Annotated in this window: 22 protein-coding genes and 1 tRNA gene; 6 read left to right on the top strand and 17 right to left on the bottom strand. The window is 72.1% G+C overall.

All coding sequences use genetic code 11. The annotated features are described in order from the left end of the window. The 9 genes from ACFYZR_RS21965 to ACFYZR_RS21925 form a co-directional block, all read right to left on the bottom strand. Positions 1-1,404: a GH1 family beta-glucosidase gene (locus ACFYZR_RS21965; protein ID WP_391912740.1), complete on the bottom strand. Its 1,404-nt coding sequence runs from the start codon at positions 1,402-1,404 to the stop codon at positions 1-3. A gap of 40 nt (positions 1,405-1,444) precedes the next feature. Then, positions 1,445-2,278: a carbohydrate ABC transporter permease gene (locus ACFYZR_RS21960; protein ID WP_391912738.1), complete on the bottom strand. Its 834-nt coding sequence runs from the start codon at positions 2,276-2,278 to the stop codon at positions 1,445-1,447. Between the two features lie 9 nt (positions 2,279-2,287). Then, positions 2,288-3,265, bottom strand: coding sequence for a carbohydrate ABC transporter permease (locus ACFYZR_RS21955; RefSeq protein WP_391912736.1), 978 nt, complete (start codon positions 3,263-3,265; stop codon positions 2,288-2,290). Next, a complete protein-coding gene (locus ACFYZR_RS21950) occupies positions 3,262-4,587 on the bottom strand; it encodes an ABC transporter substrate-binding protein (protein ID WP_391912734.1) in 1,326 nt (441 codons plus the stop codon). Before ACFYZR_RS21950 ends, ACFYZR_RS21955 begins: the two co-directional genes overlap by 4 nt. Then, complete coding sequence (locus ACFYZR_RS21945; protein ID WP_229350769.1) at positions 4,584-4,793, bottom strand: cold-shock protein; 210 nt, start codon at positions 4,791-4,793, stop codon at positions 4,584-4,586. The genes ACFYZR_RS21950 and ACFYZR_RS21945 overlap by 4 nt, the downstream gene beginning before the upstream one ends. 148 nt (positions 4,794-4,941) lie before the next feature. Further along, positions 4,942-5,014: transfer RNA gene (locus tag ACFYZR_RS21940), tRNA-His, on the bottom strand. Between the two features lie 107 nt (positions 5,015-5,121). Next, positions 5,122-5,727 (bottom strand): oligoribonuclease, encoded by a 606-nt coding sequence (orn, locus tag ACFYZR_RS21935; RefSeq protein WP_391912732.1) that lies wholly within the window; start codon positions 5,725-5,727, stop codon positions 5,122-5,124. Between the two features lie 5 nt (positions 5,728-5,732). After that, positions 5,733-7,070 (bottom strand): helix-turn-helix domain-containing protein, encoded by a 1,338-nt coding sequence (locus tag ACFYZR_RS21930; RefSeq protein WP_391912730.1) that lies wholly within the window; start codon positions 7,068-7,070, stop codon positions 5,733-5,735. A gap of 368 nt (positions 7,071-7,438) precedes the next feature. Next, positions 7,439-7,771 (bottom strand): hypothetical protein, encoded by a 333-nt coding sequence (locus ACFYZR_RS21925; RefSeq protein ID WP_391912728.1) that lies wholly within the window; start codon positions 7,769-7,771, stop codon positions 7,439-7,441. 336 nt (positions 7,772-8,107) lie between these two features. Here ACFYZR_RS21925 and ACFYZR_RS21920 point away from each other — a divergent pair, with 336 nt between their 5' ends. Then, the gene (locus ACFYZR_RS21920; protein ID WP_391912726.1) at positions 8,108-8,629 is read left to right on the top strand and encodes a universal stress protein; all 522 of its coding nucleotides are present in this window, start codon (positions 8,108-8,110) and stop codon (positions 8,627-8,629) included. A 562-nt stretch (positions 8,630-9,191) separates the two neighbouring features. On the opposite strand, the gene glmS is transcribed toward ACFYZR_RS21920, so the two are convergent. The 7 genes from glmS to ACFYZR_RS21885 all read right to left on the bottom strand — a co-directional run bounded on the left by glmS (position 9,192) and on the right by ACFYZR_RS21885 (position 18,452). Beyond that, positions 9,192-11,012, bottom strand: coding sequence for a glutamine--fructose-6-phosphate transaminase (isomerizing) (gene glmS / locus ACFYZR_RS21915; protein WP_391912724.1), 1,821 nt, complete (start codon positions 11,010-11,012; stop codon positions 9,192-9,194). A gap of 123 nt (positions 11,013-11,135) precedes the next feature. Continuing rightward, positions 11,136-11,411, bottom strand: coding sequence for a hypothetical protein (locus tag ACFYZR_RS21910; protein WP_311611242.1), 276 nt, complete (start codon positions 11,409-11,411; stop codon positions 11,136-11,138). 87 nt (positions 11,412-11,498) lie between these two features. Continuing rightward, positions 11,499-12,452 carry a DUF4429 domain-containing protein gene (locus ACFYZR_RS21905; protein WP_391912721.1) on the bottom strand — a complete coding sequence of 318 codons (954 nt, stop codon included), beginning with the start codon at positions 12,450-12,452 and terminating at the stop codon, positions 11,499-11,501. Positions 12,453-12,529: 77 nt separating this feature from the next. Then, complete coding sequence (locus ACFYZR_RS21900) at positions 12,530-13,693, bottom strand: acyl-CoA dehydrogenase family protein (protein ID WP_391912914.1); 1,164 nt, start codon at positions 13,691-13,693, stop codon at positions 12,530-12,532. A gap of 9 nt (positions 13,694-13,702) precedes the next feature. Beyond that, positions 13,703-14,641: a hydroxymethylglutaryl-CoA lyase gene (locus ACFYZR_RS21895; RefSeq protein WP_391912719.1), complete on the bottom strand. Its 939-nt coding sequence runs from the start codon at positions 14,639-14,641 to the stop codon at positions 13,703-13,705. After that, positions 14,638-16,812, bottom strand: a complete 2,175-nt coding sequence (locus ACFYZR_RS21890; protein WP_391912717.1) for a biotin carboxylase N-terminal domain-containing protein — start codon at positions 16,810-16,812, stop codon at positions 14,638-14,640. Before ACFYZR_RS21890 ends, ACFYZR_RS21895 begins: the two co-directional genes overlap by 4 nt. An 8-nt stretch (positions 16,813-16,820) precedes the next feature. Then, the gene (locus ACFYZR_RS21885; protein WP_391912715.1) at positions 16,821-18,452 is read right to left on the bottom strand and encodes a carboxyl transferase domain-containing protein; all 1,632 of its coding nucleotides are present in this window, start codon (positions 18,450-18,452) and stop codon (positions 16,821-16,823) included. A 101-nt stretch (positions 18,453-18,553) separates the two neighbouring features. Here ACFYZR_RS21885 and ACFYZR_RS21880 point away from each other — a divergent pair, with 101 nt between their 5' ends. The 4 genes from ACFYZR_RS21880 to ACFYZR_RS21865 all read left to right on the top strand — a co-directional run bounded on the left by ACFYZR_RS21880 (position 18,554) and on the right by ACFYZR_RS21865 (position 21,857). Further along, the gene (locus ACFYZR_RS21880; RefSeq protein ID WP_391912713.1) at positions 18,554-19,162 is read left to right on the top strand and encodes a TetR/AcrR family transcriptional regulator; all 609 of its coding nucleotides are present in this window, start codon (positions 18,554-18,556) and stop codon (positions 19,160-19,162) included. 157 nt (positions 19,163-19,319) lie between these two features. Next, on the top strand, positions 19,320-20,477 hold the full coding sequence (locus tag ACFYZR_RS21875) for an acyl-CoA dehydrogenase family protein (RefSeq protein WP_391912711.1): 1,158 nt from the start codon (positions 19,320-19,322) through the stop codon (positions 20,475-20,477). Between the two features lie 46 nt (positions 20,478-20,523). Further along, a complete protein-coding gene (gene tesB, locus ACFYZR_RS21870) occupies positions 20,524-21,429 on the top strand; it encodes an acyl-CoA thioesterase II (RefSeq protein WP_391912709.1) in 906 nt (301 codons plus the stop codon). A gap of 185 nt (positions 21,430-21,614) precedes the next feature. Then, positions 21,615-21,857 (top strand): hypothetical protein, encoded by a 243-nt coding sequence (locus tag ACFYZR_RS21865; protein ID WP_391912707.1) that lies wholly within the window; start codon positions 21,615-21,617, stop codon positions 21,855-21,857. Here ACFYZR_RS21865 and ACFYZR_RS21860 read toward each other — a convergent pair. Then, positions 21,854-22,639, bottom strand: a complete 786-nt coding sequence (locus ACFYZR_RS21860) for a phosphatase (RefSeq protein ID WP_391912705.1) — start codon at positions 22,637-22,639, stop codon at positions 21,854-21,856. The two genes, ACFYZR_RS21865 and ACFYZR_RS21860, sit on opposite strands and share 4 nt — an antisense overlap. Before the next feature lie 186 nt (positions 22,640-22,825). On the opposite strand from ACFYZR_RS21860, the gene speB reads away from it, so the two are divergent. Further along, positions 22,826-23,797: an agmatinase gene (gene speB, locus ACFYZR_RS21855; RefSeq protein WP_391912703.1), complete on the top strand. Its 972-nt coding sequence runs from the start codon at positions 22,826-22,828 to the stop codon at positions 23,795-23,797. The last annotated feature ends 43 nt before the right edge of the window (positions 23,798-23,840 follow it).

Here is a 23,840-nt window from a genome sequence, read left to right as displayed (position 1 = left end):
TCAGCTGAAGGACCCTCCCCCGATGGGCAACCGGCCCGTCCGTGCCAGCCGCGCGTACCACCGCGCGCTGGACTTGGGGATACGGGCCAGGGTCGCGTAGTCCACGTACACCGCGCCGAAGCGCTTGCTGTAGCCGTACGCCCACTCGAAATTGTCCAGCAGCGACCAGAGGAAATAGCCCCGGACGTCCGCGCCGTCGCCGAGGGCCCGCAGCACGGCCTCCAGATGGGCGTGCAGATAGGCGATCCGCTCGGGGTCGTCGACCGTGCCGTCGGCGCCGGGCTTGTCGTCGTAGGCGGCGCCGTTCTCGGTGACGATCAGCGGCAGCCCGGGGGCCTCCCGGGCGAACCGCGTCAGCAGGTCGTACAGGCCGGTGGGGTCGACCGCCCAGTCCATCGCGGTGAGCTTGCCCGGCGGCCGGTGGAAGGCCACGCCCCCGGCGCCCGGCCAGGGGGAGGGCTCCCGCAGGCCGGACGCCGGGGGATTGTCAGTGGCGGCTGATACGACTGTGGGTGCGTAGTAGTTGATGCCCAGCGCGTCGAGGGGGTGCCGGATGACGTCCGTGTCGTCGCCGCGTACGAACGACCAGTCCGTGATGGCCGCCGTGTCGGCGAGGAGGTCCTCGGGGTACGCCCCGCGCAGCATGGGCCCGGTGAAGATACGGGTGGCCAGCGCGTCCACCCGCCGCGCCGCGTCCTGATCCCCGGGCGAGGGCGTACGGGCCCGGACGGCGGCGGGGTTGAGCGCCACGGACAGCCGGGCCCGCGGGGGCAGCTCGGCGCGCAGCGCCCGTGCGCCGAGGCCGTGCGCCAGATTGAGGTGGTGCGCGGCCCGCAGCGCGGCCTCGTCGTCCGTACGGCCCGGGGCGTGCACCCCGGCCGCGTAGCCCAGGAAGGCGCTGCACCAGGGCTCGTTGAGGGTGGTCCACAGCTCGACGCGGTCGCCCAGCGCCTCGCCGACGAGCCGGGCGTAGTCGGCGAAGCGGTGGGCGGTGTCGCGCTCGGGCCAGCCGCCCGCGTCCTCCAGCTCCTGCGGCAGGTCCCAGTGATAGAGCGTCAGCACCGGACGGATGCCATGGGCGAGGAGGTCGTCGACGAGCGCCCGGTAGAAGTCGAGCCCGCGCGGCGAGGCCGGGCCCCGGCCGGTGGGCTGGACCCGGGGCCAGGAGACGGAGAAGCGGTACGCGCCCAGGCCCAGCTCCGCCATGAGACGGACGTCCTCGGCACGGCGGTGGTAGTGGTCCGTCGCCGTGTCCCCGGTGTCACCGCCGAGCACCCGTCCCGGCGCCCGGGAGAAGGTGTCCCAGATGGAGGGGGTGCGGCCGTCCTCGGCGGCCGCGCCCTCGACCTGGTAGGCGGCGGTCGCGGCGCCGAAGAGGAAGCCGGGCGGGAAGTCCACGGTCATGTCGCACGCTCCGGAAGGAGAGGGGAGAACGGTGGGGGAGTCAGCCCTTGAGCGCGCCGCGCATGATGCCGCCGACGATCTGCCGCCCGAAGAACGTGAAGGCCAGCAGCAGCGGCAGCGTGCCCAGCAGCGCCCCGGCCATCACCACGGCCTGGTCGGGCACATAGCCGCGGCCGAGCCCGGTGAGGGCCACCTGCACGGTCGGGTTCTCCTGCGTCAGCGCGATGACGGGCCAGAAGAAGTCGTTCCACGCCTGGACGAAGGAGAGCATCCCCAGCACGGCCATCGCGGGCCGGGCGACGGGGAAGACCACGTGCCACACCACGCGCACGCTGCTCGCCCCGTCCACCCGGGCCGCCTCGATCAGCTCGTCGGGCAGCGCCTCGACGAGGTACTGCCGCATGAAGAACACCCCGAAGGCGCTCACCAGCGCCGGCAGGACGACGGCCCGCAGCTGATCGGTCCACCCCAGTCGCGCCACGATCATGAAGAGGGGGACGACGCTCAGCTGCGGCGGCACCATCATCGTGCCGACCGTCAGCAGGAGCAGCGCCCGCCGGAAGCGGAACCGCAGCTTGGCGAAGGCGAAGCCGGCGATCGTGCAGAAGAGCACCGTGCCCAGCGCCACCGTCCCGGCGACCAGCATGGTGTTGGCGAGGGCGAGGCCCATCCGGGCGTCGGTCCACGCCGTGCCGAGATTGGTGAGCAGCCTGCCGCCGAACCACAGCGGCGGCGGGGTGTGCGCCAGCCGGGCGCTGTCGCCGGAAGCGGCCACCGCCGTCCATACGAGCGGGAAGAGCGAGCCGGCGGTGAAGAGCGTCAGGACGGCGTAGGCCAGGGGCCCCGCGCGCAGCTGTCGCCCGGCGATGGTCATGTCGCCCCCTCACCGGTCCTTCCCCAGCCACCGCGCGAGCAGCGCGTTCACGGTGGCGATCAGCAGCAGGAGCAGGAACATCGTCCAGGCGACGGCCGAGGCGCGCCCCAGGTGGTAGTTGAACCAGCCCTGCTCGTAGAGATAGAGCCCCAGGGTCTGGAACTGGTGCGAGGCGCCGCCCTTCTGGCCGCCCGCCCCGCCGAACAGCAGGGGCTCGCCGAAGAGCTGGGTAGCCCCGATGGTGGAGACGACGACGGTGAAGAGGATCGTCGGCCGCAGCGCCGGCACGGTGACGTGCAGGAACTGCCGCGCCCGCGAGGCGCCGTCGAGCGCCGCCGACTCGTAGAGCTCGTCCGGCACGGCCTGCATGGCGGCCAGGTAGATCAGCGCGTTGTAGCCCGTCCACCGCCAGATCACGATCGAGGAGACGGCGCACCGCGAGCTCCAGGTGCCGTTCTGCCAGTCGACCGGCCCGACGCCCGCCGCCTGGAGCGCCCAGTTCACCATCCCGTAGTCCCGCCCGTAGAGCACGACGAAGACGAGCGTGGCGGCGGCGACGGATGTGGCGTACGGGGTCAGCAGGGCGACCCGCCAGAAGGTGGCGGCGCGCAGCCGGTAGTGGAGGAGGTGCGCCAGGCCCAGCGCCATCAGCAGCTGGGGCACGGTCGACAGCACACCGATGGTGAAGGTGTTGCGCAGCGCGTCCCAGAAGAAGTCGTTGCCGAGGAGCCGGGCGTAATTGTGGAGGCCCGCCCACTCCATGCGCTCGGGGGATGTCAGCTCCACGCGGTGCAGCGAGGTCCACCCGGTGTAGAGGAGGGGGAAGAGCCCGAACGCGGCGAAGAAGAGGAAGAACGGGGCCACGAAGGCGTAGGGGCTGTAGCGGAGGTCCCAGCGGTGGAGGCGGCCGCGCGGGTCGTCCCGGCCGCGCCGCCGCTCCCCGGGGGCGCCGGCCGCGCCCTCGACGACCGCGGTCGTGGCGGTCATTCGTCCACCGCGTTCTCGATCTCCCGCTGTGCCGCCCGCCAGCCGTCCCGGGGCGATCTGCCCTGCTGCTCGACCTGGGGGATGCCGACCTCGGTGAACGCGAGCCCGATCTGCTGTTCGCGCGGCCCGAAGAACAGCGTCGGGACGTGCCGGGCCGCCTCCGTGAAGATCCGCCCGATGGGCGCGTCACCGAAGTAGGGATTGCGCGCGTCCCTTACCTCCGGCATGGCGTACGAGGCCGGGGTGGAGGGGATGCCCGCCTGCCGTTCGAACAGCTTGGCCTGCTGGGCGGGGGCCGTCAGCCAGACCGCGAGCTCGGTCGCGGCGGCCCGGTGCCGGGCGGCTCTGGGCACGCCGATGAAGGAGCCGCCCCAGTTGGCCGGCCGGGGCGCGGCGGCCACGTCCCACTGGCCCCGGCCCGCCGGGCCCGACTTCTCCTTGATGTAGCCGAGCATCCAGGGCGGGCAGGCGACGGTGGCGAAGCGGCCGTTGGCGTACGCCTGGTCCCAGGGCTTCTCGAACTGTTTGAGCCGGGCCGTCAGCCCGTCCCGGGCGGCCCGCGTCGCCAGGTCCCAGGAGGCCCGGACGGCGGGGCCGTTCCGGTAGCGGGGGCGGCCCCCGCGGTCGTAGTAGCGCTCGGGGTAGCCGTGCACGGCGGCGTTGTAGAGCCCGGCCGCCGAGTCGGTGAAGACCGTGCCCGCCGGGGCCCGGCTCCGGTAGGCCCGGCCGGCCTCCAGATAGCGCCGCCAGTCCCCGGCCCACAGCCTGCCGACCGCCTCCCGGTCCGTGGGGAGCCCGGCGCGCCGGAAGAGGTCCTTGCGGTAGCAGACGGCGATCGGCCCGATGTCCGTGCCGAGGCCGATGGTCCGGCCGTCGGGGGTGGTGGCCTGCGCCCACTTCCAGGAGAGCCAGTCGTCCCGGTGGACGCCCTTCGCGCGGGACAGGTCCTCGAAGAGGTCGCCCCGCGCGGTGGCCAGCTCATGGACGTTGGCGACCTCCATGGCCTGGATGTCGGCGAGGCCGCTGCCCGCCGCGAGGTGGGTGAGGAGCTGGGGGTAGTAGGCCTCGTTCCGGTCGATCACGGTTTCCTTGATCGTGACGCCCGGGTGGAGCCGTTCGTACTCCGAGTAGAGGCCTGCCTGCTTGTAGCCGAAGACACCGAAGGTGCCGATGGTGATCGTGGTCCGCCGGGTGCTCCGGGCGCCGCCGTCCTCGTCGTCCCGGGCGCAGCCGTCGAGCAGGCTCACTCCGAGGACGAGGACGGCGGCGACGACGAACAGCAGGATCCGCCGGCGGTAGGGGCCGTTCGACCAGGCGGTCACGACTGGAGGACGTTGACGTTCTCCGCCTGCGGCCCCTTCTGTCCCTGGGTGACGTCGTACTCGACCCTGTCGTTCTCGTGCAGCTCCTTGAACCCGGTGCCCTGGACGGCGGAGAAGTGGACGAACACGTCCGGGCCTCCGTCGTCCTGAGTGATGAAGCCGAATCCCTTCTCGGCGTTGAACCACTTCACTGTGCCTGTTGCCATCGGTCATGACCCTTCGTCCGGTACCGGCACATCAGCTTTGCCCGGACGGACGGCCGACGTCTCCCGACCGCCCCCCACGTCACCCCTGGGGACTACAAACAGAAAAGAGCCCGGTCCGCTTCAAGCGGACCGGGCTCTTCCCGATCAGGGTGAGTAACGGGACTCGAACCCGCGACATCCTGGACCACAACCAGGTGCTCTACCAGCTGAGCTATACCCACCATGTCCGGCGTTTGTTTCCGTGTTTCCCACCGGCCGAGAAGAAGTCTACAGGGTCTTTGAGGGTGCTCGCTCCCAGCTTTCGCCGCGCCGGGAGCGAGCTACGTCACTATGCCTGGGCGGACAGGACGTGCTTGGCCGCGATGGCCTTCGCCGTGTCGGAGTCCGGACCGGGCTGGGGGACGAAGATCGCCTCGCGGTAGTAGCGGAGCTCGGCGATCGACTCGCGGATGTCCGACAGCGCCCGGTGGTTGCCGTTCTTCTTGGGGCTGCTGAAGTACGCGCGCGGGAACCAGCGGCGGGCCAGCTCCTTCACCGAGGACACGTCCACGATCCGGTAGTGCAGGTGGCCTTCGAGCGCGGGCATGTCCCGCAGCAGGAAACCGCGGTCGGTGCCGACCGAGTTTCCGCACAGCGGGGCCTTGCCCGGCTCCGGGACGTGCTCGCGGACGTACTCCAGGACCTGCCGCTCGGCGTCCTCGAGGGTCGTCCCGCCGTCCAGCTCCGCGAGCAGCCCGGAGGCCGTGTGCATCTCGCGCACGACCTCGGGCATGGTGGCGAGCGCCTCGGCGGGCGGGCGGACGACGATGTCCACGCCGTCCCCGAGGATGTTCAGCTCAGAGTCGGTGACCAGGGCGGCCACCTCGATGAGCGCGTCGGACGACAGCGAGAGCCCGGTCATCTCGCAGTCGATCCACACCATGCGATCGTTCATACGTCTCACCCTACGGGGCGTTCCCGCTGTCCGGGCAGGCGCGGAGCGTAGAGGTCCGATTCCGGCTTCCCCGGATCCCCCGGCCCCACCCCGTGTCCACCGCCGTGTCCTGGCGAATGGGAGATATGTCCGCTATGTCCACCCGGCGGCGGGGGAGCGCCCAGGGGCGCGCCCGTCATCGCGTGGGCGGGCATCGCCGCACGGCGCATCGCCATCAGCGACGGTTCCCCCGGCCGGGGCTCCAGTGGATCCGGCCGGTCGAACCGGTCGCCGCGCTCCGCGCGCTCGACTCGCTCGCCCCGCTCCGGCCGGTCCACCGGGCCGCCCTGCGGCCGGCGCGCCCGGTAGGCGGCCCGGTAGGCGGCGGGGGAGGACCCCAGCTGCCGGCGGAAGTGGCCGCGCAGGGCCACGGGCGAGCGGAAGCCGCAGCGCCCGGCGACCTCGTCCACGGAGTAGTCCGAGGTCTCCAGGAGCCGCTGGGCCTGGAGCACCCGCTGAGTGATCAGCCACTGCAGCGGGGCGCTCCCGGTGAGCGAGCGGAACCGCCGGTCGAAGGTGCGACGGCTCATATACGCGCGGGCGGCCAGGGTCTCCACGTCGAACTGCTCGTGGAGGTGCTCCAGCGCCCAGGCGACGACCTCGGCCAGCGGGTCGGCGCCGATCTCCTCGGGTAAAGAGCGGTCGAGGTAGCGCTCCTGCCCGCCGGCGCGGCGCGGCGGTACGACGAGCCGGCGGGCCAGGGCCCCCGCGGCGTCGGCGCCGTGGTCGGTGCGGACGATGTGCAGGCACAGGTCGATGCCTGCCGCGGTGCCTGCGGACGTCAGTACGTCGCCGTCGTCCACGAAGAGCTCCCGGGGGTCCACATGGACCGACGGATAGCGCTTCGCGAGCGTGGGCGCGTACATCCAGTGGGTGGTGGCGGGCCTGCCGTCCAGCAGACCCGCGGCGGCCAGTACAAAGGCACCGGTGCACAGCCCGACGATGCGGGCGCCCTCCTCATGGGCCCGGCGCAGTGCGTCGAGCGCGGCGGCGGGTGGCGGCTGGGTGATCGACCGCCAGGCCGGTACGACGACGGTGCCGGCCCTGGAGAGTGCCTCCAGGCCGTACGGTGCGGTCAATTCCAGGCCGCCGGTCGTTCGCAATGGCACATCTTCGCCCGCGCACACCAGCAATCGGTAGCGGGGGACTCCCGCGTCCTGTCGGTCGATGCCGAACACGGAGAGCGGGATGGAGCTTTCGAAGATGGGGCCGCCGCTGAAAAGCAGTACGGCGACGATCTCCCGGCGGCGGCGTCCGGAGAGCTTGCGCGCGGTCTCCGGTACGGTCGTGGAGTCCTGGCTCATGGCGCTAAGCCCCCCTCGGCGGTCGAGTCCTCTCGGTCCTGCACGTTTCCCCTCGGTCCTGAACGGTTCCCCCGCCGGTCATGGCCAAGATCGAATCTACTGCGTCGCTTGGAGACGCGGTGACCAGTTCACCACCCGCCTCTAAATCGACATGACAACTTGGCGTGAAGCGTTCGATCACGAAGCGTTGCACTTGCAGGCTCCGGTGAAAAGTACGCCTCTCGCCCCTGCCCACACTCCTCAGTCGGCAACCGCCCTCAGCGGTTCTTTCCTTGCTGGTCGACCGGCTGATGAGAGGGGTTCCGGCCGAGGTACGAGGTTCGGGCCGAAGTTGGCTGAAAACATATGGGTGCAGCCGTGCGAGGAGGTCAGTCGGCGGGGCTACCGGACCCCTGTCGGCGGGCTCCTCGATGGCTTCCGCCGCCCGTCCGTCCGTGCCGTCCCCGGTGCGGTGCCGCCTGTTCCGCGGACACCTTGGCGGCGGTGCGCTCGGACTGACGCAGGAGTGCGTGGCAGACGCAGGTGAGTGCCACCAGACCGGCGGCCGTGCCGGCCGCGCCGCCGAAGGACTGACCGCACATCAGCAGGACGACCGGGACCAGGGCACAGCTGAAGGACGCCCAGCGGACCACGTCGCTCACCGGATCGGGGGACGGCCCCTCGGGCGTCTCCTCGCGGGCGAAATCATGGGTTCCGGGCACGGAAGGGCTCCCTGCTGGCGGCTGCTGGCGGTACTAACAACGGCCGGTCGGGGGCGTGGGTCACTGGGGAGTGGGTAGCAGGGGGTGTGAGCCCGGGCCATTGCGCTACGCGCCGCGCTCGTGCATGCTCCGGGGAACCGCCCACGGGGCCGCCGGCCCGGCGGGCGGCCTCTGGGCAGGCAGCGACTGTCGCCGTACCCTGGGGGGTAAGCACTTGAAAAGATGAATCCCGGACGGATTTGGCCGTCCAAGATCCATCAGTGGGCGCGCCCCTCGACAACTCCAACCAGTCCACCGCCGATCCCTCGACCAGAGGCTTCCTTCGCCGAGACACCGATGGCCGGTCACGAATTCTCCGAACCCGCGGACCGCAAGCGGATCGCCGATCAGGCGGCGAATCCCGAAGCGGTGGAAGAAACACGTCATTCCTGCGATCCGGCGTTCCGGCACGGCGTCGTGGTGGGCTTCGACGGTTCCATGTCGAGCGAGCGGGCGCTTGCGTATGCAATCGGTATGGCCCGGCGCTCCGGCTCGGGGCTGATCATCGTCCATGTGGCCAACCGGCTGCCGACGACCGTCTGGGCGGGCTGTGAGCCGCCGGTCTTCGTGGACGTCCCCGATCACCGCACGGAGGTCCTGGGCCTGGAGCTGGCCTGTGCCGACCACCTCTCCGAGGTGCCCTGGATCCTGGTGGAGCGCGGCGGGGACATCTGTCACGAACTCGAAGAAGTCGGGCGCGAATACGCCGCCGACGCCATCGTGGTGGGCTCCACCCATGGTCTGGTCGGCCGGATCTTCGGCTCCGTGGCGGGCCGGCTGGCGCGCCGGGCGCAGCGGCCGGTGGTCGTCATCCCGTAAGGGGGCGTCATCCCGTAAGGGGGCGTCATCCCGTAAGGGGGCGTCATCCCGTAAGGGGGCGTCATCCCGTACGGGGTCGTCATCCCGTAAGGGCCGGGCGCGGGCCACCGGTGGTTTCCCGGTGGTGCCATGGACTCCCGGCCACTCCCACGGTGACGCGTGCGGCCTTGTGATGCCGTTGGTGTGAGGGGTGCGGCGGAAACCGACAGGAACTGGCGGAACGTCAACTGCCGTGCGCCGTAGGGGAATGACTCCGCCGATCCCTTGACTTCCCCCGGAATCTACTCGCGCGTAGAGGTGCCGGTGGCATCCCGGACGGGTACAACTCCGGCAGCACGTCCCTCAGGTCGTGCCGCCGGACGGGAGGTGACGGTTCCCGGGGCCGGTGGCATCACCGCCGGTGTGAGGGCGACGCCGGCGCGAAAGGAGGCGGCCCTCCCCGCGCGCGTGGTGGCACGCGTGGGGAGGGCCGTTCTCTCGTACCTGTCGCGGACAGGTGCGGACAGGTCCGAGAGGGTTCGCGGGGCCCGCGGCCGGGCGGCCGGGCGGGCCCGGGGGCGGACTACTCGACGGTGACGGACTTCGCCAGGTTGCGCGGCTTGTCGATGTCGCGGCCCATGGCCTTGGCCGTGTAGTACGCGAAGAGCTGGAGCGGGATGCCCATGAGGATGGCGTCCAGCTCGTCCTCGTTCTTCGGCACCACGATCGTGTGGTCGGCCTTCTCCTGCTCCTGGTGGGCGACGGCGAGGATACGGCCGCTGCGGGCCTTGATCTCCTCGAGCGCGGCGCGGTTCTTCTCCAGCAGCTCGTCGTCCGGCACGATCGCGACGGTCGGCATCGCGGGCTCGATCAGGGCCAGCGGGCCGTGCTTCAGCTCGGAGGCCGGGTAGGCCTCGGCGTGGATGTACGAGACCTCCTTGAGCTTCAGCGAGGCCTCACGGGCCACCGGGTAGCCCCGCACACGGCCGATGAACATCATCGACTTGGCCTCGGCGTACTCCTTGGCCAGCTCCTCGATCTGCGCCTCGTTCGCCAGGATCTCCTCGATCTGGCCGGGCAGCTTGCGCAGGCCCTCGATGATCCGCTTGCCGTCGGCGACGGACAGGTCGCGGGTGCGGCCCAGGTGAAGGGCGAGCAGGCCGAAGGAGACCACCATGTTGGTGAAGCACTTGGTGGAGACGACGCAGACCTCGGGGCCGGCGTGGACGTAGATGCCGCCGTCGGTCTCGCGGGCGATCGCCGAGCCGACCACGTTCACCAGGCCCAGGACGCGGGCGCCCTTGCGCTTGAGCTCCTGGACGGCGGCGAGCACGTCGTAGGTCTCACCGGACTGGGACACCGCGATGTAGAGGGTGTCGGGGTCGACGACCGGGTTGCGGTAGCGGAACTCGGAGGCCGGCTCGGCGTCCGCGGGGATACGGGCCAGCTCCTCGATCATCTGGGCGCCGATCTGGCCGGCGTGGTACGAGGTGCCGCAGCCGAGGATCTTCACCCGGCGCACGGCGCGGGCGTCACGGGCGTCCAGGTTGAGGCCGCCGAGGTGCACGGTGGAGAAGCGGTCGTCGATGCGGCCGCGCAGCGCGCGGTCCACGGCCTCGGCCTGCTCGTGGATCTCCTTGTGCATGTACGTGTCGTGGCCGCCCATGTCGTAGGACTCGGCCTCCCACTCCACGGTGGTCGGCTGGGCGGAGGTGGAGGAGCCCTCGGTGGTGTACGTGCGGTAGTCGTCGGCGCGCAGGGTGGCCATCTCGCCGTCGTCGAGGGTGACGACCTGGCGGGTGTGGGAGACCAGGGCGGCGACGTCGGAGGAGACGAACATCTCCTTCTCGCCTATGCCCAGGACCACGGGGGAGCCGTTGCGGGCGACGACGATGCGGTCCGGGAAGTCGGCGTGGAGGACGGCGATGCCGTACGTGCCCTCGATGTGCTTGACGGCCTCGCGGACCTTCTCCTCCAGCGTGCCGGCCTCGGAGCGGGCGATGAGGTGGGCGAGGACCTCGGTGTCGGTGTCGGAGACGAAGACGAAGCCCTCGGCCGTCAGCTTGGCGCGCAGGTCGGAGGCGTTGTCGATGATGCCGTTGTGGACGACGGCCACCTTCTCCTCGGCGTCGAGGTGGGGGTGGGCGTTGACGTCGTTCGGCGCGCCGTGGGTGGCCCAGCGGGTGTGGGCGATACCGGTGGTGCCGTTGAAGCGCTTGGGCAGCCGGGACTCCAGCTCGCGGACGCGGCCCTTGGCCTTGGCGGACTTCAGGCCGCCGGTCTTGCCGCCGGCGTGCAGGGCGATACCGGCGGAGTCGTAGCCGCGGTACTCCAGGCGCTGCAGACCCTCCAGCAGCAGCGGCGCGACATCACGCTTGCCGATGTATCCGACGATTCCACACATAGGTGACCCTCCCAGGTAAAGCGTTCGTGGTGCCCGGCACTACGGCGGCACTCGGTGGCGGTTGCGAGGACGGAACGGGGCGGTTGTGCGGAGCCGGCCCCGGCCCGTCGACGTCCCGGCGGCTCAGCCGTAGACGATGCGGCGCAGTTGCCGCAGTGAGAGCTCGGGTGGCGCCACCGCGCGGTGCGGCAGCTCCGTCGCGATGCGCTCGAAGATCTCCGCGTTGTTCAGTCCGCCGGACTGAAGCTCGCGGTGGCGGCGACGCACGAATTCCTCGGCCGTCTCGTCGAAGTACGCCAGCACGTCCAGCACCACCCGGGCTGCCTCGCCGCGCTGTAGCGGCGTGCTGCGCACCAGGTGGTCGACCAGGTCGTCATGGGACATGCGGCGTTCGAGCACCCGTCGATAGTGAGGGGAAGTCGAGGCTTTCGCAAGAATCCTGCCCGATATCGGGCAGGAGTGCGGGCGAATGGGAGGGTGAAAGGGTTAGAAACGACGCAGGACGGCCTGTTTCGCCGCGGCGAACTCCTCGTCCGTGAGGATCCCGGTGTGACGCAGCTCACCCAGCTCGCGCAGCCGGCGCAGCAGGGTGTCGTGATCGGCGGCGGGGTCGCCCTGCTCGGGGGCGGCGGGCCCGGCCGGGAGTGTGCCCTCCAGGGCCTTCGGGGCGCCGGGGGCCGGGGCGCCCGGCGGGACGGCGGCGGACTGCGCGGCTCCGGCGGACCGTGCGGTTCCGGCGGCGGAGGGGTGCGGCAGCCGGGCGATCACGGCGGCGGCCACCAGCGCCATCAGCGGGTCCTTCTTGAAGCCGAAGAGCTCGATGGCGTGGGGGTCGTGCTTGGGCGGCGCGTTCGTGGGCGCCTGGGGGACGGTGAAGCGGAGGTAGCCGTTCTCCAGTCCGGCGGAGGGCTGCCACTCCACCGAGGCGATGTCGGCGACGGGCAGGACGCGCGTCCCCGCGGACTTCTTCCCCTCGGCGGTGACCCAGTTCCACTCCAGGCGGACGCGCTCGCCGTCGAAGGAGGCGGTGCCGTCCCCGGCGCTCACCGACAGCGGCACGGCCGGGCCCGGCAGCAGATAGCGGTCGGTGGGGCCGTCCGGCAGCTGCTCCAGCAGCAGGGCGTGGCGCACCTCGTCCACGAAGTACTCCGCGACGCCCGTACGGTCCTGCTCGACCGCGAGCTGATACGGATCCGCTGCTTCCGGAAGTCGGCCGCGGGCGGCCTGGGTCAGCGGGTCGGACCCGTCGCGCAGCCGCAGCCGGAGCCGTCCGCCCCGGCGGGCCGGCTCGAAGGCGACGCCCGCCACCGCGCCCAGTGGAACGGCCAGCTCACCCAGGGTCTGGCGCAGTGGATGCGCTCCCCGCTCCCGGCCCGGCACGATGCGTATCGTGTCGCCGTCGAAGGTCCATGTCCCGTCCTTCTGGAGGATCTCTGCCATGGACGGAATTCTCTCAGCCGGGGCGGGGGCGCGGGGCGGGGAGCGGGGGCGCGGGAGCGGGGGCGTACCGGGGGACGTCAGGCGCCGGGCAGGCCCAGCTCGCGGGCGATCAGCATCCGCTGGACCTCGCTGGTGCCCTCGCCGATCTCCAGGATCTTGGAGTCCCGCCACATCCGGGCCACGGGGTACTCGTTCATAAAGCCGTAGCCGCCGTGGATCTGGGTGGCCTCGCGGGCGTTGGTGACGGCGATCTCGGAGGAGTAGAGCTTGGCCAGCGCCGCCTCCTTCTTGAACGGCTCGCCGTGCACCAGCCGGGACGCGGCGTCGCGCCAGGCGATCCGGGCCGTGTGCGCCCGCATCTCCATGTCGGCGATCTTGAACTGGATGGCCTGGTTGGCGCCGATCGGCCGGCCGAAGGCCTCCCGGGTCCGGGCGTAGCCGACCGACTCGTCGACACAGCCCTGGGCGAGCCCGGTGGCCAGCGCGGAGATCGCGATCCGTCCCTCGTCCAGTATCCGCAGGAACTGGGCGTAGCCGCGGCCCTGTTCGCCCAGCAGATTGGCGGCCGGCACCCGGACGTCGGAGAAGGACAGCTCCCGGGTGTCCGAGGCGTTCCAGCCGACCTTGGAGTAGGGGGCGGCGACCGTGAAGCCGGGGGTGCCGGACGGCACGATGATCGAGGAGATCAGCGGCTTGCCGTTCTCGGTGTGACCGGTGACGGCGGTGACGGTGACCAGGCCGGTGATGTCGGTGCCGGAGTTGGTGATGAAGCACTTGGTGCCGTTGATCACCCACTCGTTCGTCGCCTCGTCGAGGCGGGCCGTGGTGCGGGTGGCCCCGGCGTCGGAACCGCCGTCGGGCTCCGTCAGGCCGAACGCGCCCAGCATCTCGCCGGAACACAGCTTCGGCAGCCACTCGCGCTTCTGCTCCTCCGTGCCGAAACGGAAGATGGGCATCGCGCCCAGTGAGACCCCGGCCTCCAGGGTGATCGCCACGGAGGAGTCCACCCGGGCGAGCTCCTCCAGGACCAGCCCGAGGGCCAGGTAGTCCCCGCCCATGCCGCCGTACTCCTCGGGGAACGGCAGCCCGAACAGGCCCATGCGGCCCATCTCCCGCACGATCTCGTAGGGGAACTCATGGCGCTCGTAGAAGTCGCCGATCTTCGGGGCGACGACCTCGTGGGCGAACTCCTCCACGGTGCGGCGGAGTTCCTCGTGCTCGGGGGAGAGTCGGTGGTCCAGCGACATGGCTCAGGGCTCCTGGTGGGAGAGGGCACGGACGGTGCGGGACGGGCTGGGTCGGCCCAGGTGGCCGGCCATCCAGACGCTGGTGGCGGTGAGACGGCCGAGATCGACCCCGGTGGTGATGCCGAGGCCGTCGAGCATCCAGACGAGGTCTTCGGTGGCGAGATTGCCGGTGGCGCTCTTGGCGTACGGGCAGCCGCCGAGCCCGCCGGCGGAGGCGTCGACCGTGGTCACGCCGTGGCGCAGGGCGGCGAGGGTGTTGGCGAGCGCCTGCCCGTAGGTGTCGTGGAAGTGCACGGCGAGCCGGTCGGTCGCCACCCCCGCCTCGTTGAGCGCGGCGAGCAGTGCCGTGACATGGCCGGGCGTGGCGACGCCGATGGTGTCGCCCAGGCTCAGCTCGTCACAGCCCAGGTCGAGGAGGCGGCGGCTGACACGGACGGTCTGCTCCAGGGGCACGGCCCCCTCCCAGGGGTCGCCGAAGCACATGGAGAGATAGCCGCGCACCCGCAGCCCCGCCTCCCGGGCCGTCGCCACGACGGGGGCGAACATCTCCAGCGACTCGTCGACGGAGCGGTTGAGATTGGCCCGGGCGAAGGACTCGGTGGCGCTGCCGAAGACGGCGATCTCCCGGGCGCCGAGGGCGAGGGCGCGCTCCAGCCCGCGCCGGTTGGGCACGAGCACGGGGAGCCGGGCGGGGACGCCCGCCAGCAGCGGCAGCAGCTCCTCGGCGTCGGCCAGCTGGGGCACCCACTTGGGGTGGACGAAGCTCGTCGCCTCGACGGTGTCCAGGCCGGCGGCGGCCAGCCGGCGGATGAACTCCGCCTTGACCTCGGTCGGGACGGTCGTCTTCTCGTTCTGGAGGCCGTCGCGGGGGCCCACCTCGTGGATCCGCACCCGGGTGGGGAGGGCGGGGTCCGGGACGGCCATGGGCAGTCCGCTGATCATGACTCCTCCAGGGGCGCGGCCGGGGTGCCGTCGGGTGTGACGGCGCCGTCGGGGGTGGCGACGGGGGTGACGACGGCCAGGACCTGGTCCATCGCCACGGTGCTGCCGGGCGTCACATCGAGCTCGGTGACGGTGCCGGCGTGGGGGGCGGCGATGACGTGCTCCATCTTCATCGCCTCCACGACGAGGAGGCTCTGCCCGGCCTCGACCTCGTCCCCGACGGCCGCCTTGACGACGGTGACCGTGCCGGGCATGGGGGCGGTGAGGGTGCCGGCGTGGGCACCGGGGCCGCCGCCGCTCAGGGCTGCCTGGACGGGGTCGTGGGGGAGGAGGTGCCAGGTGTCGCCCTGGTGGGCGAGCCAGGTGCCGCCGTCGGCGGTGTGGGTGACGGTGAGGGTGGTGCCGTCGAGCACGAGGGTGGTTCGCTCCCCAGCCCCGCCCCTTCCCGTGGTGTCGATGTGCGGCTCCGCCGCGTGAGGGGGCAAGCCCCCGGGCCCCCGGGAGGGCAGCAGCTTCGCGCTGCGGGGAGTCGCGGCCTCGTCGCTGAGCAGGAACTCCGTGCCCGCTGCAGTGTCACGCACGCGGACCGTGACCGGGGCGTGCCCCGGGACGCGGAAGTGATGGGGCGTCCAGGCGGCCTCGCCGCCGAGGCGCCAGCCGCTCGGGACCGAGAACGGGTCCACCCATGTGACCGGGGGCCGGGGGGCTTGCCCCCCGTTTCGGGAAGGGGCGGGATCGGGGGACAGCTCCTGCTGGCGCAGCAACCCACCCGCCACGTACACCTCCTCCGGCACCTCCGCCGGGACCAGCGTCGCCGCGTCCCGGTCGACGAGACCCGTGTCGAGCGCTCCCGACACCACGTCGGGGTGGGCCAGCAGCCGCCGCAGGAAGCCCACGTTCGTGTCGACGCCCAGGACGACCGTCTCCGCGAGGGCGGCCCGCAGGCGGCGCAGGGCCGTGGCCCGGTCGGGGCCGTGGGCGATCACCTTCGCGAGCATGGGGTCGTACGACGTGCCGACCGCCGCGCCCGCCATGAGCCCGGAATCCACCCGGATCCCCTCGCCCGCCGGCTCGCGCAGGGCCAGGACCGTGCCCGCCGAGGGCAGGAAGTCGACGCGGTCGCCGCTCACCCGGGCGGTCTCGGCGCAGACGCGCGCCTCCACCGCGTGGCCCGTGAGCGTCACGTCCTCCTGGGCGAAGCCCAGCCGCTCGCCCGCCGCGACCCGGATCTGCCACTCGACCAGGTCCAGCCCGGTGATCAGCTCCGTGACCGGGTGCTCGACCTGGAGCCGGGTGTTCATCTCCATGAAGTAGTACGCGGACGGGTCGCCGCCCGGGACGATGAACTCCACCGTCCCCGCGCCCGTGTAGCCGCAGGAGCGCGCGGCCTGCACGGCGGCCTCGCCCATCGCTGCGCGCGTGGCCTCGTCCAGCAGGACGCTGGGGGCCTCCTCGATGATCTTCTGGTGGCGTCGCTGGAGCGAGCACTCGCGCTCGCCCAGGTGGACGACGCCGCCGTGGCCGTCGGCCAGCACCTGGATCTCGATGTGCCGGGGGCGGTCGACCCAGCGCTCGACGAGCAGGGTGTCGTCGCCGAAGGACCCGCGCGCCTCGCGCCGCGCGGCGGCGATCTCCTCGCCGAGCAGCGCCGCGTCGCGCACCAGCCGCATGCCCTTGCCGCCGCCGCCCGCGGACGGCTTCAGCAGGACCGGCATCCCGATCTTGTGCGCCGCGTCGGCCAGTTCGGCGTCGGTCAGGCCGCTGCCCGACGAGCCCGGCACGACGGGCACGCCCGCCGCCCGGACCGTCTCCTTCGCCCGGATCTTGTCGCCCATCAGCTCGATCGCCCCGGCGGGCGGGCCGATGAAGACGAGCCCCGCGTCCGCGCAGGCGCGGGCGAAGGCGGCGTTCTCCGCGAGGAAGCCGTAGCCGGGGTGGACGGCCTGCGCACCGGTGCGGGCGGCGGCGTCCAGCAGGCGCTCCACGGACAGATAGCTCTCCGCGGCGGCCGCGGGGCCGATGCGCACGGCGGTGTCGGCCTCGCGGACGTGCCGGGCGTCGGCGTCCGCGTCGCTGAACACGGCGACGGACCGGATGCCGAGCGTCCGCAGCGTACGGATGACGCGTACGGCGATCTCGCCCCGGTTGGCGACAAGGACTGTCTCGAACATGCTCCGCCTCACATCCGGAAGACGCCGTAGCCGGGCGCCGCGCCGTCCCTGGCGGGAAGCGGGGCGTTGGCACAGGCGGTCAGGGCCAGGCCCAGCACCTGCCGGGTCTCCAGGGGGTCGATGACTCCGTCGTCCCACAGCCGGGCGGTCGCGTAGTAGGCGTTGCCCTGGGTCTCGTACTGCTCGCGGATCGGCGCCCGGAAGGACTCCTCGTCCTGCGCGCCCCACTCCTCGCCGCGCGCTTCCAGCTGGTCGCGCTTGACGGTGGCGAGGACGGAGGCCGCCTGCTCGCCGCCCATCACCGAGATCTTCGCGTTGGGCCACATCCACAGGAAGCGGGGGGAGTAGGCCCGGCCGCACATGGAGTAGTTGCCCGCGCCGTACGAGCCGCCGATGACGACCGTCAGCTTGGGGACGCGGGTGCAGGCGACGGCCGTGACCATCTTGGCGCCGTGCTTGGCGATGCCGCCCGCCTCGTACTGCCGGCCGACCATGAAGCCGGAGATGTTCTGGAGGAAGAGCAGCGGGATGCCGCGCTGGTCGCACAGCTCGATGAAGTGGGCGCCCTTCTGGGCGGATTCGGAGAAGAGGATGCCGTTGTTGGCGACGATGCCCACCGGGTGGCCGTGGATCCGGGCGAAGCCGGTCACCAGCGTCTGCCCGAACTCCGCCTTGAACTCGGCGAACCGCGAGCCGTCGACGATCCGGGCGATGACCTCGCGCACGTCGTACGGGGTGCGGGAGTCCACCGGGACCGCGCCGTAGAGCCCCGCCGGGTCGGCCTTGGGCTCCTCGGCCGGCTCCACAGCCCACGGCAGCGGGCCGCGCTCGGGGAGCGTCGAGACGATCGTCCGGACGATGCGCAGGGCGTGCTCGTCGTTCTCGGCGAGGTGGTCGGTGACGCCCGACACCTTCGAGTGGACCTCGCCGCCGCCCAGCTCCTCGGCGGTGACGACCTCGCCCGTCGCGGCCTTCACCAGCGGCGGGCCGCCCAGGAAGATCGTGCCCTGGCCGCGCACGATCACGGCCTCGTCGCTCATCGCCGGGACGTAGGCGCCGCCGGCCGTGCAGGAGCCGAGGACCGCCGCGATCTGCGGGATGCCGGCGCCGGACATCCGGGCCTGGTTGTAGAAGATCCGGCCGAAGTGGTCGCGGTCGGGGAAGACCTCGTCCTGCATGGGCAGGAAGGCGCCGCCGGAGTCGACCAGGTACAGGCACGGGAGCCTGTTCTCCAGGGCGATCTCCTGGGCGCGCAGATGCTTCTTGACGGTCATCGGGTAGTACGTGCCGCCCTTGACCGTGGCGTCGTTGGCGACGATCACCGTCTCGCGGCCGGAGACCCGGCCGATGCCCGCGATCACGCCCGCGGCCGGGGCGGACCCGCCGTACATCCCCTCGGCGGCCAGCGGGGCGATCTCCAGGAAGGGCGAGCCGGGATCGAGCAGGGCGTCGACGCGATCGCGCGGCAGCAGCTTCCCGCGCGCGGTGTGCCGCGCTCGGGCCTTCTCGCCGCCGCCCAGCCGGGCGGTGGCGAGCCTGCCGCGCAGCTCCGCCGTCAGCTCGCGATGGGCGGCCTCGTTGGCCCGCCAGGCCTCGGACGCCGGATCCGCGGCGCTCCCCAGCACCGGTGCCTGCTGCATGGACTCGAGCTCCCTTGCTCGGTTAATGAGCGTTAACACAGTGCCTTCAGGTTAACGACCACTAACGCCCGCTGTCTACAATTGACTTTGTGGAAGACGCTGTGAGCACCGCCCGAACGGCCCCGGCCGCCCTCTCCCGCCGGGAGCAGATCCTTCGGGAGGCCGCGCGGCTCTTCGCCGAGCGCGGCTTCCACGGCGTGGGCGTGGACGAGATAGGGGCGGCGGTCGGCATCAGCGGCCCCGGGCTCTACCGCCACTTCGCAGGCAAGGACGCGATGCTCGCCGAGCTGCTGGTGGGCATCAGCGGGCGGCTCCTCACGGGCGGCCGGCAGCGCGTCGCCGAGGCGGCGGAGGCGGGCGCGGCCCCGGCCGAGGTGCTGGACTCGCTCATCGACGGGCACATCGACTTCGCCCTGGACGACCGGGCGCTGATCATCCTCCACGACCGTGAGCTCGGTCAGCTCCGCGAGAGCGACCGCAGTCTGGTGCGACAGCTCCAGCGCCAGTACGTGGAGCTGTGGGTCGGCGTCGTCCGCGAGCTGCACCCGGCCGTCGTCGAGGCCGAGGCCCGCGCCGCCGTCCACGCCGTCTTCGGCCTGCTCAACTCCACCCCCCACCTCGGCCGCCGCGGCGCCCTCCCCGCCCGGACGGCCACGGCCGCGCTGCTGCGCCGTCTGGCGCTGGGCGCGCTCGGCTCCCTGGCGGGCTGACGGGCCCGGTGCGGACCGGGCGTACGGGCAGGCGAGATCACGCCGAACGGATCTGGACAGCCCCGGTGACCGGCCGGTAGCTTCCGCTGAGCAAGCGCTTATACAGCGGGCGCTCGCACCACAGCGAGCGCTGACACAGCCGAGCGGGGAGGCCGCTGTGCGACGCACTGTCTTCACCGAGGACCACGAGGCTTTCCGGCGGACGATCCGCGAGGTCATCGCCGCCGAGGTGGTGCCGCACTTCGACGAGTGGCGCGCGGCGGGGGCCGTCCCCCGCGAGTTCTACAAGAGGCTCGGCGAGCTCGGCGTCTTCGGCATCGAGGTTCCCGAGGAGTACGGCGGCGCGGGACAGAGCTCGTTCAAGTTCCAGGCCGTCGTCACCGAGGAGTGCGCGCGTGCGGGCGTCGGCTTCGGCGCCGCCGGCGCGCACACCGCCCTGTGTCTCCCCTACCTCCTCGAGTACGGCACCGAGGAGCAGAAGCGGCGCTGGCTGCCCGGCTTCGTCTCCGGCGAGCTGATGACCGCCATCGCCATGACCGAGCCCGGCACCGGCTCGGACCTGGCCGGCATGCGGACCACCGCCCGGCTCTCCGAGGACGGCACCCACTACGTCCTCAACGGCGCCAAGACCTTCATCACCGGCGGCGTCCAGGCCGACCGGGTGCTCGTCTGCGCCCGTACCGCCCCCGCCACCGCCGAGGACCGGCGCGGCGGCATCTCCATCCTCGTCGTGGACACCTCCTCGGAGGGCTACGCGGTCGGCCGCATGCTGGAGAAGCTCGGCCTGAAGGCCTCCGACACCGCCGAACTCTCCTTCACCGACGTCAAGGTGCCGGTCGAGGACCTGCTCGGCGAGGAGGGAAAGGCCTTCGGCTATCTCACCCACAACCTCCCCCAGGAGCGGCTCGGCATCGCCGTCGGCGCGTACGCCCAGGCGGCCGCCGCCGTCGCCTTCGCCACGGAGTACGTCCGCGACCGCACGGTCTTCGGGCGGTCGGTGGCCTCGTTCCAGAACACCAAGTTCGTCCTGGCCGACTGCCGTTCCGAGGTGGACGCGATGCAGGCGGTCGTCGACCGGGCCCTGGAAGCGCACGACGCGGGCGAGCTCACCGCCGCCGACGCCGCCTCGGCCAAACTCTTCACCACCGAGCGGGCGGCCGTCGTCGTCGACAAGTGCCTCCAGCTCCACGGTGGTTACGGCTACATGATGGAGTACCCCATCGCCCGCCTGTACGCGGACACCCGCGTCACCCGCATCTACGGCGGCACGAGCGAGGTCATGCGCTCGATCATCGCCAAGTCGATGGGCCTGTAGGGCCCGCCGCGACGGCAGGACACTTTCCTTAAGGACCACCGGCACCATGAGCGAACCCCTCACCACCGAACCTCCCACCCCCCTCGACGAACTCCTCGGCCTGCTCGACCTGGAGCGGATCGAGGAGGACATCTTCCGCGGCACGACCACCCAGCCCGTCCTCGTGCCGCGCGTCTTCGGCGGCCAGGTCGCCGCCCAGGCACTGGTCGCCGCGGGCCGCACGGTCCCGGCCGACCGGCACGCCCATTCCCTGCACTCCTACTTCCTGCGCCCCGGCGATCCGGCGGTGCCCATCGTCTACACCGTCGACCGCATCCGTGACGGCTACTCCTTCACCACCCGCCGCGTCGTCGCCGTCCAGCACGGACAGCCGATCTTCCACCTCTCCGCGTCCTTCCAGACGCACGAGGAGGGGCTCGAGCACCAGGAGCCGATGCCGCCGGCGCCGGACCCCCTCACCCTTCCCACGGCCGCCGAGATGCTGCCGCACTACGCATCTCACCTGGGCGGCCAGGACGTCGTCGAGCGCATCCTGGAGGCGCGCGGCGCGGTCGACCTGCGCTACGCGGAGGAGCCGACGTTCGCCCGCGTGGGCGAGCCGCGCGAGCCCAAGTCGCAGGTTTGGTTCCGGACGAACGGCAAACTGGCGGACGATCCGCTGCTGCACATCTGCCTGGCCACGTACGTCTCCGACATGACGCTCCTGGACTCCGTGCTGCTCGCCCACGGGCGCGGCGGCTGGGCCGTCGGGGACGTCGTCGGCGCGAGCCTGGACCACGCCATGTGGTTCCACCGCCCGTTCCGCGCCGACGAATGGCTGCTCTACGACCAGGAGAGCCCCACCTCCCAGAGCGGCCGGGGCCTGGCGAGGGGCCGCATCTTCACCCAGGACGGGCGGCTGGCGGTGTCGGTGATCCAGGAGGGGCTGATACGAGTTCCTCGCGCTCGATAGCGCACGCCGCCCCGGCCGTGCGCTCGGCTGGGGGTCCGGGGGTCGTCCCCCGGGAAATGCAGCACGCAGGACGGGCGGCTGGCGGTGTCGGTGATCCAGGAGGGGCTGATACGCGTCCCCCGCAGATGACCCGCCCTTTACCCTCAAGGGGTGGATCGAACGGCGATCCGCCGGGAGGGGACCCCATGTCGCGCACGAACACACCCATGCCCAGTGTCCTACGGGCACTTCTGATGGCCGTAGGCGTCACCGTCATCGGCCTCGGCGCGGCGCTGGTGTTCTTCTGGCACAGCCGCATCGTCGACTTCGACGGCTCGTACCGGTGGGCGGCCGTGCTCGCCCTGCGGGCCGGCGAAGCCGCCGCGCTCTACGGCGGCTCCTGGCTGGTCGTCCGCGGCTGGAACGGCGGGCCCCGGCCCCGGACCTAGCCCGCGAGGCCCGCCGTCGCCAGCAGATACGCCGTCATCGGCTCGTAGAAGCGCGGGTCGGCGACGTGGTCGTCCAGCGGCACCGCCACCTGGAGCGTGCCCTCCGCCTCGGCGAGGAAGAGCGCCGGGTCGTTGCAGTCCGCGAAGCCCACGGCGTCGATCCCCCACCGCGCCGCGCAGCCCGCCCAGCCGTGGTCGGCGACGACCAGGTCCGGCAGCGGGCGGCCCGCCTGCCGCAGCCCGTCGAGGACCGCGGCCATGGGCGCGGGGGAGTGGGTGTGCCAGAGCGTCGCCCCGCGTTCGAAGACGGCCACGTCGGCGACCTGGTACACCGAGCCCTCGTCCGCGCGCAGCCCGCTGGGGATGGCGACGATCTCGCAGCCCGCCGCCCGCAGCGCGGCCGCCGTCGTGCGGTGGACGTCCAGCAGCCCGCCCGGGTGCCCGGTGGCGAACAGCACCCGCTGCCGGCCCTCCGCGGCCTTCCGAAGGAACGCGGCCATCCGTTCCAGCGCGGCCACGGTCAGCCGGGGATCGATCGTGTCCTGGCCCGCCCGGTGCTCCAGGTCGTCGCTGACGCCGCAGCGCTCCGCCATGACCGCCAGCACGTCCTGCTCGTCCGTCCAGCGGTCGCCGAACTCCAGCCCGAACCAGTAGTGCCGGTCGCCCTGGGCGAGCTTGCGGTAGTGATCGAGATTGTTCTCGCGGGGGGTGGCGACATTCCCCGCGATACGCGTACGGACGAGGTGATCGATCAGTTCGGCGGGGCTGGGTGGTATCGGCATGGGCTCATTCTCCCCCCGGGATGCGCGATGGACGCCGTGTCCATATGGAGAAGCCGGACCTTCACTTCCGTACATGTGCGGAATCCGCCTCCCTGCCTACCCTCGGGTACGTCCAGACCGTCCGCTCCGACGTTGACGCGACCGTGACCCGTCGGCGCTCCGTCCGTGATCCGAGAGGCCCCCAGCATGAGCACCCCCGCCCCCCGTGAGCCGCGCGGACCCGTCGACTCCTCCCGCATCCCGCGCTACGCCGGCCCCGCCACCTTCGCCCGGCTGCCCCGTCTGGACGAGGTCGGCACCGCCGACGTCGCCGTCGTCGGCGTGCCCTTCGACACCGGCGTCTCCTACCGTCCGGGCGCCCGCTTCGGCGGCAACGCCATCCGTGAGGCCTCGCGCCTGCTGCGCCCGTACAACCCGGCCCAGGACGCCTCGCCCTTCGCCCTCGCGCAGGTCGCGGACGCCGGTGACATCGCCGCGAACCCGTTCAACATCGACGAGGCCGTCGAGACCATCGAGGGCGCGGCCGACGACATCCTGGGCACCGGCGCCCGCATGATGACCCTCGGCGGCGACCACACCATCGCGCTGCCGCTGCTGCGCTCGGTGGCCAAGAAGCACGGCCCCGTCGCCCTGCTGCACTTCGACGCCCACCTGGACACCTGGGACACCTACTTCGGCGCCGAGTACACCCACGGCACGCCGTTCCGCCGGGCCGTCGAGGAGGGCATCCTCGACACCTCCGCGCTCTCCCACGTCGGCACGCGCGGCCCGCTGTACGGCAAGAAGGACCTCACCGACGACGAGAAGATGGGCTTCGGCATCGTCACCTCGGCGGACGTCATGCGCCGCGGCGTCGACGAGATCGCCGACCAGCTGCGCCAGCGCGTCGGCGACCGCCCGCTGTACATCTCCATCGACATCGACGTCCTGGACCCGGCCCACGCGCCCGGCACCGGCACGCCGGAGGCGGGCGGCCTGACCTCCCGCGAGCTGCTGGAGATCATCCGCGGGCTGTCCTCCTGCAACCTGGTCTCCGCCGACCTGGTGGAGGTCGCGCCGGCGTACGACCACGCCGAGATCACCTCGGTCGCGGCGTCGCACGCGGCCTACGAGCTGACGACGATCATGTCGCGGCAGATCGCCGCCGCCCGCGGCTGATCCCCCCCGGGGCCCCGCCCCGGACCTTGTCCTCAAACGCCGG

This window comes from Streptomyces sp. NPDC001678 (assembly GCF_042892945.1).
Lineage (GTDB): Bacteria > Actinomycetota > Actinomycetes > Streptomycetales > Streptomycetaceae > Streptomyces.
Note: the sequence above shows the minus strand (reverse complement) of the source record. Positions and strands in the feature narration are given on the sequence as shown.